This window comes from Halalkalibacterium halodurans (assembly GCF_005671335.1).
Classification (GTDB): domain Bacteria; phylum Bacillota; class Bacilli; order Bacillales; family Bacillaceae_D; genus Halalkalibacterium; species Halalkalibacterium halodurans.
The window spans coordinates 2837627-2850328 of record NZ_CP040441.1; the positions used below are offsets into that span (position 1 = coordinate 2837627).

Sequence of the window (12702 nt, forward strand, 5' to 3'; positions counted from 1 at the left end):
CAACCTAGGCACACTTTTCACAATGCAAAGTGTGCCTTTTTTGATTCTTCCTAAACAAACCTATTGATGATGATTGGAAAGGCCATTTTAAGAGGTGGGGGACCGTGTAGAGCAAGAAGCAGCAAATAGCCAAGATATGTGGCAGCAGTTAGTTAATGGGTGCCGTGCATTTCTTACAGCGGCAGTAGAGTCTCAAAATCATCGTATTTTATTAATTGATGGTCCTGCTGTCCTAGGTTGGGATACGTTTCGAATGATGGATCAGAAATATTCAATGAACTCCTTGAGAGAACAGTTACAACTTATGCAAGAGCATGGACAATTACTCCCTGTCTCAATCGATGCGTTGACCCATTGTCTTTCAGGGGCTATGAATGAAGCAGCCCTCTGGCTGGCAGAAAATCCACAAAAGCCCGTAACTGAACTCATGACAACCTTGGAAATTTTGCTTGAAGGATTTAGACAGCATCCGACGAATATGTAAAGCTGCTTCACATTAAAAATTATAAGTGTGCACACTTTAGAGAGGGGCTTAAACGTTGACTATTCATGAGTTAAGAGATGATGCATCGATTAAAGCAAAAAATGGCCTCGGCTTTATCCTTTCAGGTACAGTCGTTTGGTTCTTGATCACGTTCATTTTTCTTCTACCATTCACACTTCAAACGAAGAACATCTTCATGCTAGCGATGACAGGGCTGTTGTTCCCGTTAGCTGTTGGCATCTCATCCATCATGAAAGCTGATTGGAAATTAGAAAAGAACCCTTTAAACAAGCTAGGCTTGACCTTAAACGTTGCCCAATTTATCTATTTTCCTATCGTTTTCTGGGCTTTTATCGAAAGCCCAAAAGAAATGATCATTTTCTTCGCTGTAATAACAGGAGCCCATTTTTTCCCTTATGGTTGGTTTTATCGAGCGAGAGCCTACTCTGCTATGGCCCCTGTTATCTCCATCGTGATCGTAATTATTGGCTGGACCGTTGACCTGACGAAACTATGGCTCATCCCACTGATAATGACGTTGCTTTTACTCCTTTTAAGTGTTTGGTTATTCGCAGATTACAAGAAAAAATCGTCAACCACTACCTTTGGGACAAGTCAAGGAATGTAAATAAACCAAAAAAGGGCTGTCCCATAAGTCAAAATGATTGACTTATGGGCAGCCCCTTTCCGCTAAGAAATTAAGTTGGTTCCCCGATGACGTATGCTCAGACTTTGCTGTCCCAAGATTCAACATCTTCCCTTCTAATACTGTACTCGTACAGCCAAATAATACGAGTAGCACCGGGAGTAAAAAAGACATTCGTTGTTTTCATCGTCATTACCAACTTTTTTGGTGCATCATTTAGTAAATGATGATTACCGCATAGTTACACAACAAGTTCAGCTTTGACAACCCCCCCTACCATTTGCACGGTTACACTCGATTGATATCAAACACGAATTCTTGATCTTGATCTGCTTTCAGCACATATTCATCGTGAACGGGTGCCCCCCAGCTATCATCTCCTCCAACACCCATTTGTTTACCTGCCACATTCACAACCGTATAATGAACGTTTGGCAGCTCATATGGATGGCTTGCCTGTTCAAGCTCAAATGCGGTGTAAGGGGAGATTTGGCATTCAATTGGCTCCTCCACCGAACGGACCTCGATCCCTTGCCCGTTTGCATCGAGGATTTTCACGGAGCGGACCCCTGTTCGGTTTCCAGATTCTTGCGGGGTCACGTATTGTGAGAGATTGTTTTCCACTTTGTTTTTGAATGTGCAAAGCCTTGCCCCTGTTGCGCGATCTGCATAATTTTCTTCCGGACCTAACGAGTACCATTGTAATTGCTCATAATCGGCTGGTAGTTTAAAGGATAAGGCAAAGATCGGTAGCTGTGGTAAGGTTTCGTCTCCTTTGCTGGCTTCATACGCGGAGCGAATCCGGAGGCTGCCGTCTGGAAACACCGTATAACCGACCTTTACTTCGATTCGATCACTTATGGAAAAATGATAGGTGAAAAGAACCGATACATATTCATCTTTCCCTTCGACCTCCACGTTCACGCATTTTCTCGCTAAACTTGCCGCATACCAAATGCCCGAATGATAAAGCTGGGAACATCCTTTATCGTTGTCCGTCGTTGTTCGCCAGAAAAGTGGCATCGGTGGCTGCTCAATCATTTCTTTGCCCGCATAGTGAAGCGACACGAGACTCCCAACCGCTTTGGAAAAGAGGACGGAAAAGTCTTCCCCATGGATGCCGATGTTTACATCACCATGCACAACCTTAAGTGCTCCTCTTGCGTTCCTTTCTTTTTCGATCGCTCCCATCCGGTATACATGCTGACCAAACGCAACCTCATGTCCTTTCTCAGCCCACAGTTGGTCCTGCTTTAAAGTAAGCATTGTGTGGATGCAATACTCTCCAGGTTCATTCATCCCCTGTTCAGGCCAAGCAAACGAAAAGTACATTTCTTCCTGCGGGGCTACAGATACATCTTGCTTTTTCCGATAGAGCTCTGTCCCTTCCCTATATAATGCATACTCTAATTGATAAGCTGATGTATCGGTGAACAGATTTTCATTTTTCACGAGCACTCCCTCGCGATCTGGCATTAGCTTGATGTTTTGATATAAAAACTTCACTTCTTGCATTTTTGGTGACGGCTTCCGGTCAGCATATACAATGCCGTTTGCACAAAAGTGATAGTCTGTTGGCCTATCGCCAAAATCTCCGCCGTATGCAAAGTAGTCCTTCCCGAAGCGATCTTTCTTCAAAAGCGCTTGGTCAATATAATCCCAAATGAAGCCTCCTTGATACATCGGGTATTTCTGTTCCAACTCTGTATACTTGTGCATGCCACCTAAAGAGTTCCCCATCGCATGCATATATTCACAGCTAATGTACGGCTTTTTCGGATCGTTCGTTAAATAGTCCTCAATGTCTTTTGGTTTTGCATACATTCGGCTTTCCATATCGCTCGTGTCGTCATAAGCTCTCGCATGAAAGACACCTTCATAATGTACGAGACGGCTTGGATCGACCGATTTAAAATAGCGACTCACATTCAGAATAACCTCGCCTGCATACGATTCATTTCCGCACGACCAGATAAGGATCGATGGGTGATTTTTATCTCTTTCAAACATGGAGACGGCTCGGTCCATCACGATCGGTTCCCACTCTGGATGATTCCCAGGAATGTTCCAGGATGGCTCTATCTTCCCTAACTTTTGCCACGAGCCGTGGGTTTCTAAATTCATCTCATCAATAACGTAGAGACCATACTCGTCGCACAATTGATACCACTCACTATTGTTCGGATAATGAGAAGTACGAACGGCGTTAATGTTATGCTTTTTCATCGTCTTTATGTCTTCAAGCATGTCTTCTTTTGTCACGACACGCCCTGTTCGCCCATTAAACTCATGGCGGTTCACGCCTTTAAAGACAATCCGCTTGCCATTCAAAGTCATGATGTTATTTACGAGTTCAAATCTTCTAAATCCAACCTTTTGTGGGACGACCTCTATTAATGTCCCCTTTTCATTAAATAGTTTCAAAAACAGCTTGTATAAATAAGGATCCTCCGCACTCCATGATGCTGGCGAATCTACGCTCATGGACACAGTCGCTTGATCATGATTCGTTTTTATATCCGTCGTTGCAATGACCGCTCCTTCAGCATCGTATAATTCAGCAACGATCATCACCTCTTTCTCTTGGGATCGTTTTAGTTCAAGTGTTGTTTCAAGGATACCTGTTTGCAACGAACGGTCTAGCTCGGCGCGAACGTGCATGTCATATACGTGGATGTTCGGAATCGTGTATAAGTAGACGTCGCGAAAAATACCAGAAAATCTCCAGAAATCTTGATCCTCTAACCAGCTACCAGTCGAACGTTGATACACTTCAACACATAGTTTGTTTTCCCCCTCCACAGCATACGGGGTCAGGTCAAATTCTGCCGGCGTAAAACTATCCTCACTATAGCCAACAAACTCCCCATTGAGCCAAACGTAAAACGCTGTTTCCACCCCTTGAAAGGAGATAAAGAGAGGGTGGTTCGACATGTTATTCGGAATATCAAAATACTTGACATAGCTGCCAACTGGATTATCATCTTCCGGAATTTCCGGCGGGCGAAGGTGGTGGTGACCGTCCCATGGATACATCGTGTTCACATATTGGGGCTTCCCGTATCCTTGTAGCTGAATATGCCCAGGTACGAGAATATCGTCCCAACATTTACAATCAAAACCGAGCTGGTAAAACTCCTTTGGCCGAGTATTCGGATTGATCGCATAATGGAACTTCCAATGGCCATTTAACGAATGGCGCATGGACATTGGCGGTTCTTTTTTCGCTTCTTCCACCGTTTCATAATATACATGATCAGAATGGGCCGGAAGCCGATTGACGGCAAATACATTCACATCGCGAAGCCAGCTTACGTTTGAGTGCGTTTTCAAAAGAGATCACTTCCTTCATCATTTACTAGTTCTATATATTTTCTATTACTATCAATTATCCTTTCACCGAGCCCATCATTCCGGCAACAAAATGTTTTTGCATGAGGAAAAAGACGAGCGCTGTCGGTAAAGTGGCGATGACAATAGCCGTCATGATCACCCCATAATCTGGCGCGTAACCCGCTCCTAAGTTCGATATCAACAAAGGGATCGTCTTTTTATCGGGTGACTGCAAAATGACTAGTGGCCATAAAAAATTATTCCAGCTCGTCATAAACGCAATGATCGCAGCAGCTGCATATGTCGTTTTCATGGACGGAACATAAATTCGCAAGAAAATGCCAAGTTCACTTAGGCCATCGATTCGTCCCGCCTCAATGAGCTCCTTCTGAAACATTTTTGTGTTTTGCCGAAAAAAGAAAATGAAAAAGGCTGTCGTAATAGTTGGTAAAATTACGGCCGCGAGCGTATCGATCCCGATCATAGGAAGCGTATTCGTCACACTGCCAAAGAGACGGTACAGCGGAATCATAATCGATGCAAACGGGATCATCATTGATAACAATAAAATGGTAAACACCCGATCTTTTCCCGGACTACGATAGATTTCAAATCCATACCCAGCAATGGAGGAAATCAGCAAGGTTAAAAATGTTGTAACCAAAGCGATGATGGTTGAATTAAGTAACGCTGATACGATATCAACGGTTTCAAACAACGTGCGGATGTTTTCAAACAAGTGGCTACCAGGTAAAAGTCGTCCTCTTGTAACATCAATCGATTTGTTGGTCATGCTAACGACCATCCATAGGAATGGGAAAATACATATGAACGAAGATACACTTAAAAATAAATAGATAAACGCTCGCTTCATTTTTTCTCACCTGCCACTTTAAATTGAACAATCGACAAGACAATAACTAGCATGACAATCACATAGGAGACTGTAGAGGCATAGCCGAAATCTGGGGTATATTCAAACGATAGGTTATAAATATACTGTGAAATTGATAGAGTAGCATTTCCCGGACCCCCATTCGTAATGTTCACGACCTCATCAAAAATTTGCAACGTTCCAATCGTCGATGTGATAGATGTAAACAAAATGATCGGCTTCAACATAGGAATCGTAATTTTCGTGAATTGCTGAAAGGGTGTAGCTCCATCGATTTTCGCTGCTTCATAAATAGATTGGTCTACATTTTGCAGAGAGGATAAATAGAAAATCATATTGTACCCTGTCCATCTCCATGTTATCGCAACAATGATCGTCACTTTCGCCCAAAAAGGGTCAGATAACCATTGAATCGGCGCTGAGATAAGCGAAACATTAAGCAAAAATTGATTGACAAGTCCGTCCATGCCAAATAAATATTTGAATATGACGGAGTATGCGACGAGAGACGTCACACACGGAAGGAAAATGGCGATTCTAAAAAAACTCCGAAACTTTAGTGTCGCATCATTCAGTAGAACCGAAAAGATCAGCGCCAAAACGATCATTAGCGGAACTTGAATGAGTAAATAGAGCAACGTATTTTTTAACGCCGTCAAAAACGTAGGGTCATTGAATAAACGTATATAATTAGCCAATCCTACATATTCGAGATTGGCCCCCATTCCTGATTGAAACGATAATAGCAGCGCCTGAAGCATTGGGTAAAAATAAAAGATCGTAATCGCAGCTACTGCTAGACTGATAAAGAGCCAGCCCGTGTTTTGTCTGTTCATGCCTCTCCCCATTGTTTCACTCCTCCCAATTTGAATCGTGACGTTCCACTTCTTTAAGTGCAAAAATAAGCCAGAGTCGCGCCAGCAAAGGAATGACAAAACGTAATGGCGACGACTCATGGCTTCTATAGGCGTTCCTATTTCAGTTGGGCTTCCGCTTGCGATTGGGCTTGATTTAATACGTCTTCAAGCTCTTTACCGTTTAAATAATCTTGCATGGCAGCAACTAAAATGTCTTCTATTGAGTATGTGTGCATTCCATAATTGACGCCCTTAATGTCGTCCGTCCATTTTGAAAACGCTTGGATGATGTTTTGACCACCGAAGTATTCATCCTCACTTGAAAAATCGTCTTCTACTAGTGCCGGGAGATACGTACCGATTGCACCGATCTCTTTTACGAGTTGCTTATAAAAATCGGTATTCGCACCAAACGTATCGGCAAGAAATGCAGCTGCCTGTTCCTTGCCGTCCACATTTAAGACATACCACGAGCTTCCACCTAGGTTTGAGGCGTTGACAGCCCCCTCCATGTCTAATCGCGGAATCGGGACAACCGCCCAGTCCCCAGCCTGAGACTCTTCCGCTTTAACGCTCGCCGTGATCCAGTTCCCGGTCGGAACGGTCGCGACCTCTCCGTTATTAAAGGCGGCCACAAACTGACTCCAATCGGAATTGATTTTCACAATGTTTTCTTCCATCATCTGTTTATAGAGTTCAAATGCTTTGGCTAGCCCTTCATTGTTGGCGATATCAGGCGTAGTACCATCCTCTTCCACATACCAAGATCCAACCGTTTGAATCATGACACGAACGATCCCTAGATCATTTGGATCAAGAGTAATCATGTCAACTCCTGTTTTTTCTTTCACTGCTTTTCCGATTTCCACATACTCTTCCCATGTAATGTTCGTCACATCGTCTACTGTGTAGCCGGCTTCTTCTAAATAATCGGTTCGAACGTAAAGGCCTGTGACACCCGAATCAAACGGCACGCCGTATTGTTTCCCGTCAAGACTCGTGGTTGCCACTTTGTAGCTTGCAAACTCATCAGGATTGATATAATCATCTAACGGATAAAAAGCGTCCGGATAGGCTTGTAAAAAGCTTTGTGCCCTATAATCTTCAATTAAAACAATGTTCGGCATCCCTTTCATTGTTCCGGAACTAAGGCCCGTGTTTAATTTTTGAATGATGTCATCTTGGGCATTTTCAATCGTTTCCAGCTCAGTCTCTCCGGCAAAATAGTCCTCCGCCATATCCAATGCGGCAATGTTGAACCTAGGGTCCCACGCCCACGCGGTGATTTTATCTACCTCTGTTATCTCCCCTTCGCCCCTTGACTCGGTACCTGAACAGGCAGACATCGTGAGAAGGGTACCTAGCAACAAGATGAGCCACTTCCATGTTTTCATTTAAATCCCCCTTTTTCTTGAAAGCGCTTACTAACTTGATTTAAATGATACCTCACGACCATAACAGACCGATAGAAACATTTTTAGATCGTGGTTTCACTATTTTTAGAACATGATCAGCAGCATTTGTACGATCTTTAGAAAATTGTACTTTTCTTAGATAACTCATTTGTAAGAAGGGGTAAAATGACATGGACGACGGTACCATTCCCAATGTTACTAGTCATCTCAACACCGTAATCTTTTCCGTAAAGCAATTGAATCCGCTCATGGACGTTACGCACTCCGATCCCGTGAAACAACTGGCGCTTTCCATGATAGCGACTTGACAAGCTCACCTTCTCCAAATCCATCCCATCCCCATTATCAACAATTTCAAACAGAAGCTTTTCGTCCTTCACAGCCGCCATCACCTGAATAAAGCCTTCTTTCTTTTTATTAAACGCATGGAAAAATGCATTTTCGATAAATGGTTGGAGGACAAGCTTTGGCATCTGATAAGGCAAGCATTCTGGCGATACGAAATAATGGACTTTAATACGCTCCCCGTATCTTGCTTGATTGATCAAGACGTATTTTTTAATGATCGTTAGCTCCTGTTCAACGGTGATCGTTTCATTAATATGGCCTAGCGCATTTTGCAGTAGCGTAATTAACGCAAGGATCGTTTCTGCTGCTTTTTCTTTATCCCCTTGCTGAACCATAAACTTTACAGACGTTAACGTATTGTATAAAAAGTGAGGATTGATCTGATGCTGTAATGCTTTGAGCTCCGCTTTTCTTTGCTTTTGTTCCGTTTCAACGACAAGGTCCACATATTCTTGTAGTTCACGGAGCATGTCGTTAAAGGCGTTTGCGATTTGTTCTGTTTCATAACCACCGGAAGCTACTAACGGGCGTTTAAAATGATACTTGGCCATATTTGAAATTTGCTCAACGACGTTCGTTAACGATTTGGTCATTCTTCTTAAAAGAATAAAAATGATAAAGACCGACAAGACGATGATTCCGATAATAATGAAATAGATTTCCTTTTTACTTAGCAAATTTTCAGAGATCATTCTTTTATCGACTAAATTGATAAGGTACATATTAAACGTCGGAAGGTATTCCGATAGAATCATATAATCTTTATCAAATACATGGACATCCGTGTACTCTAGTCCCAGCTCACTCATCTCACGCGACACGTGTAATAACGCTTGATCTGTCACGCCGATCATCGTTTGGTCATTACTTGAAATAATCTGTCCTTCATCATTTACGATTAAAATTTTATTTCCTTCTGTCGTGTACCCTTCGTAAAACTCTCGCAATTGCCTCTCACGTATCGAAATGTAAACAATTCCGTACCGATTTTCTGTCGACCGTTCCAACAACACTTTGGCGGCAACAATCATCGGTTCCCCGTTCTCACTTGTAGATTGGATCAGCAGCTGGTTGGGGGATTGCAACGCTTCCGTTGTCACAGCATGATGTTGTAGTTCTTCCCAAGTAACCGGCCAATTAGAGTAATTCATATTAAACAGCCTGCTGTTTTTTCCAATGACAATCATATTGGCCCCATAAGAGGCTACCTCCGTATAAACTGACTCCATTTGCTTCGTCATTTCATAGTATAATTTAGCCGTCTCAATAGAGTTTAATTGCTCCTCCATTAACACTCGTTTGATCGTTCCGTTCGTCTGCATACTGTTGACCGTGTTCACTACAGCATAGCTGTAAGCCTCCAGCCTTGACTTCATTTGATTTAATACTTTTGTATTCGTAATCGTAAACGTATCCATAAACAGATTTTGCGATACTTGAATCGTGCTATACGAAATGACGATCGACACCGAGATAATGCTAACGACCATAACGAGAAACACTTTAAAAAACAAATCATTCGTTTGAATGATTCTATAAAATTTTCTAATGAGGGGTCTCATGATGTTCAGCATTCTCCCTTCGGTAGCGACTTGGAGGCATTCCAGTTCGCTTTTTAAACACCTTGCAAAAATAGCTATGATCCGAGTAACCGACCAACGCATAGATTTCTGATATTGGAATCGTGCTCGATTTCAGCCACTCTTGCGCCTTTCGAATTCTGACTTTATTTAAATATTCACTAAAACCCTCATCGTGATGTTGACGAAAATAAGCCGAGAGATAAGAAGGATTAAAATGAAAATAGTTGGCCAATTGTGATAGACTCAAAGGCTCCGAATGATGTTCTTCGATGTACGCTAACATTTTTTGAATATTGGAAGAACCTTCATTTGAGTAGACTGAAATAATCTGTTTCGTTACCTCTAAAAACTGATAAAAGCAATCGGTTGCTTCCCGCACATTTTTGGCAGCATTAATCGTCGCAAAATAGTGATATTTTTCTCGTTCTAGTTCTTTCACGTCATATTTTAAATTGCCCATGAGCACGATCATGTTAAAGATAATATTTCCTAGAAACGCTTTACATTCAGTGCTCGATTGGGTGTACCTCGTCGACATATACTCAACATAGTCTAGTAAATATTGAAAGCCTATCACAAACTTTCGCCCTTTACACAACTCAATAAAATGATTTAAATCAAACGTTTTGACCCCCTCGTTCGTCTTGGGCAACTCATCGTAAATAAGTAGTGGGGTGTCCGGCAAATAAAACGAATACTGTTTCAACAACGGTATATCACGCTCATACACTTCTTTCGCTCCGTAAATGGATGAAAAAGGAGAACTTACTAATAAGGCATGGCCATCTCGTCCTTTTAGGAAATCGTCCAGAGCTTGCTTCATGGAAGATGACACGTCTCCTTCTAATGGAAGCAAAAGAACAGCATCACCTTCTTTTTCTATACTACAAACAACATCAATTCCTGTAATTGTTTGCTCTCGTTCATCCAAACGTTGTTTCCTCCTGTGAACGTCTTGTTCTTCTATAGGGGTTATGACAGCTAAACGATATGGACCTTTAGGGAAGCGTCCCTCTCCCGTATCATCTTGACTTAATGGTGCATGTCCATTGAGTATTTTCTCGAATTGGTCCGAAATGGAAGAGGCTGCCCTACTAGGAGAATCTACTTTCACAAGTGCCGGGATCTTCCCTCTAACCTCACTCAACGTTTTTAATAGATCTTTCTCATTTAGTCGGGGCTTTAAAATATAATCTGCCACACCGCTATGAAAGGTGGACCGCACATACTCGAATTCTTCAAAGCTACTTAATACAATGATCTCAACTTCCGGAAAATCACGTTTAACCCTTTTGACCAAACCGATCCCGTCCATGACAGGCATGACAATATCGGTCATGACGATATGCGGCTCGTTCTTAGAAATGAGTTCAAGTGCTTCCTTTCCATTAGCCGCTTCGCCAACGATTTGAAACCCTTCTTTCTCCCAATCGAAAAAATTAATGATTCCCTGTCGAATGAGTTTTTCGTCATCTACTATTAATACGTTGCACAATTCTTTCATCCCATTTCCCCCTTTTTACAAATAAGAACAACTAGGTTACAGTCACTATATTTTAGCTGTATCCCCATAACATTATGTTTTCAGAAATGTAGGACGATTTTTATCTTTATCTTATCACATGCCTTTTTTGGATAACTGCTTTTGCAAAGGTACTTCTAGTCATAAAATCAAAAAATACTAACGATTTTACCCGTTAGTATTTTTCGCCTGATCTTATGTTATTTCTCTGGTACCTCTTGATAATCAATCCAAACGCCTCCTTGATCCGCTGAACGCACACAATGTTCGACCCAGCGAACGCCTTCGAGACCAGCATGAATATCAGGATAAACAAGCTGATTTAACGTCTTTCACTGCCTCGAGCAGTAAATCAACAATATGCACGGCCCGTACGTGATCCGCTATTCCTTCCCGCTCTATGCCTAGCTTCATTTGTAGTAAACAGCCTGGATTCGCAGTTACAATCGTCGTGGCTCCTGTTCCCTTCACTTCTTTCATTTTGGAATCAAGTATGTTCATCGACATTTCCGACTCAACAATGTTATAAATCCCGGCAGAACCACAGCAGCTATCTGCATTGTTCATTTCACGGTATTCGGTATTCTTAATCGCTTGAAGTAGCGTTCGAGGTTCAGAAGATGTGTTCATCACATTTCGCAAATGGCAGGAATCTTGATAAGAAATTACTTGATACGGTAAAGTGAGCTCATATTTTTGATGAAATGCTAATTCGACCAAAACGCTTGAAATGTCTTTTAGCTTATCAGACAATCGACGGGCTCGGCCGACCCACTCAGGCTCATCTTGCAAAAGGTGACCATAATCCATTAAGAAAGCGCCACAGCCTCCCGCATTCGTAATAATATAATCAGCGTCTAGTTCCTCAAAAGCAAGGATGTTGCGCTTAGCCAGCTCCTTTGCTCCACCCTTTTCCCCGCTATGACCATGGAGAGCACCACAACAAGCTTGTTCTGGGGGAATGACAATGTCACAGCCTGCTAACTGCAATAATTTCATCGATGCGTCATTCGTTTTCATAAACATGGTATCCATTAAACAACCTGAAAAAAACGCTACCCGCTTTTTGGCTGTTTCGTTCGCCGCAAGAAAAGTAGGCCGTTTTTTCATTTCTCGCAGCCGCGGAACAGGTGGCAACACCTTTTCCATTGTGGAAAGAGTATTTGGCAATACCTTCAGCATGCCACTTTTGCGCGCGATCTTTTGTAGACCAGATCGTTGATACAGACCTAACATCCCGGTTAAGAGCTGCATTCGATGTTGGTGAGGAAATAGCCCACTAAATACAGCCTTGCGAACGGTTCGCACAGGGAGGGACTGTGTTTTGTTTTGTTGAATAATATCGCGGGCTTCCTCAAGCAAATGGCCGTAATTGACACCAGATGGACAAACAGGCTCACAAGCCCGACAGCCAAGACACAAATTCAGTGAACGCTCTACGTCCTCATCTGGTTCAATGACACCATCGACGACGGCTTTCATGACCGCAAGTCTTCCTCTTGGCGAGTGTGATTCCTTAAAGCCTGATTCGATATACGTTGGACAGCTTGGGAGACAAAACCCACAGCGCATACAATTTAATAATTCATCCTGACTCATCCGTTCTTGAAATTGCCGCT

Annotated in this window: 9 protein-coding genes and 1 pseudogene; 2 read left to right on the forward strand and 8 right to left on the reverse strand. The window is 42.4% G+C overall.

Annotated elements, in window-relative coordinates:
• Positions 1-94: 94 nt before the first annotated feature.
• Positions 95-484 (forward strand): hypothetical protein, encoded by a 390-nt coding sequence (locus FED51_RS13725; RefSeq protein WP_053430819.1) that lies wholly within the window; start codon positions 95-97, stop codon positions 482-484.
• A 55-nt stretch (positions 485-539) separates the two neighbouring features.
• Positions 540-1112 (forward strand): DUF7010 family protein, encoded by a 573-nt coding sequence (locus FED51_RS13730; RefSeq protein ID WP_053430818.1) that lies wholly within the window; start codon positions 540-542, stop codon positions 1110-1112.
• A gap of 306 nt (positions 1113-1418) precedes the next feature.
• On the opposite strand, the gene lacZ is transcribed toward FED51_RS13730, so the two are convergent.
• From lacZ to FED51_RS13765, 8 genes and pseudogenes are all read right to left on the reverse strand, one after another.
• Positions 1419-4463, reverse strand: coding sequence for a beta-galactosidase, LacZ type (gene lacZ, locus FED51_RS13735; protein ID WP_138090612.1), 3045 nt, complete (start codon positions 4461-4463; stop codon positions 1419-1421).
• Between the two features lie 55 nt (positions 4464-4518).
• Positions 4519-5337, reverse strand: coding sequence for a carbohydrate ABC transporter permease (locus tag FED51_RS13740; RefSeq protein WP_010898872.1), 819 nt, complete (start codon positions 5335-5337; stop codon positions 4519-4521).
• The gene (locus tag FED51_RS13745) at positions 5334-6206 is read right to left on the reverse strand and encodes a carbohydrate ABC transporter permease (protein WP_010898873.1); all 873 of its coding nucleotides are present in this window, start codon (positions 6204-6206) and stop codon (positions 5334-5336) included. Before FED51_RS13745 ends, FED51_RS13740 begins: the two co-directional genes overlap by 4 nt.
• Positions 6207-6331: 125 nt before the next feature.
• Positions 6332-7609 carry an ABC transporter substrate-binding protein gene (locus tag FED51_RS13750; RefSeq protein ID WP_138090614.1) on the reverse strand — a complete coding sequence of 426 codons (1278 nt, stop codon included), beginning with the start codon at positions 7607-7609 and terminating at the stop codon, positions 6332-6334.
• A 137-nt stretch (positions 7610-7746) separates the two neighbouring features.
• Positions 7747-9540 (reverse strand): cache domain-containing sensor histidine kinase, encoded by a 1794-nt coding sequence (locus FED51_RS13755; RefSeq protein WP_053430815.1) that lies wholly within the window; start codon positions 9538-9540, stop codon positions 7747-7749.
• The gene (locus FED51_RS13760; protein WP_053430814.1) at positions 9524-11065 is read right to left on the reverse strand and encodes a response regulator transcription factor; all 1542 of its coding nucleotides are present in this window, start codon (positions 11063-11065) and stop codon (positions 9524-9526) included. The genes FED51_RS13755 and FED51_RS13760 overlap by 17 nt, the downstream gene beginning before the upstream one ends.
• A 218-nt stretch (positions 11066-11283) precedes the next feature.
• A pseudogene (locus FED51_RS21400) lies at positions 11284-11415 on the reverse strand (gfo/Idh/MocA family oxidoreductase); the annotation flags it as partial.
• The gene (locus tag FED51_RS13765; RefSeq protein ID WP_420810281.1) at positions 11387-12682 is read right to left on the reverse strand and encodes a (Fe-S)-binding protein; all 1296 of its coding nucleotides are present in this window, start codon (positions 12680-12682) and stop codon (positions 11387-11389) included. The gene FED51_RS13765 and the pseudogene FED51_RS21400, both read right to left, overlap by 29 nt.
• Positions 12683-12702 lie beyond the last annotated feature (20 nt).